1 protein-coding gene is annotated in these 250 nt (G+C 50.4%); it reads left to right on the top strand.

Annotated features, from left to right (window positions below; all coding sequences use genetic code 11):
* A partial coding sequence (locus tag AAEZ02_RS23130) for a hypothetical protein (protein ID WP_351125515.1) occupies positions 1-250 on the top strand: 250 nt, incomplete at both ends.

Genomic DNA, 250 nt, shown 5'->3' with positions numbered 1-250 from the left:
AAAGAGGTTGATGCAGAATCACAGCAAGCAGCACGTCAAGAATTGCTCCAAGAATTGCTCGACCGCCATGGCACTGGCCGCGTACTTTATCGTAACAGTCGCGCATCAGTAAAAGGCTTTCCGAAGCGTATATTTAATGCTTATCCATATGAGATGCCTGCGCAGTACGTGACCGCTGAACGCGTTAACGCCATGATGGGCAGTGCCAAGCAGCCACTGGCTAAAGCAGCACAAGCATTAAGCCCTGAGA

Source organism: Shewanella sp. T24-MNA-CIBAN-0130 (assembly GCF_040310185.1).
GTDB classification, from domain to species: domain Bacteria; phylum Pseudomonadota; class Gammaproteobacteria; order Enterobacterales; family Shewanellaceae; genus Shewanella; species Shewanella psychromarinicola.
This window is presented reverse-complemented; position numbering and strand designations above follow the sequence as displayed.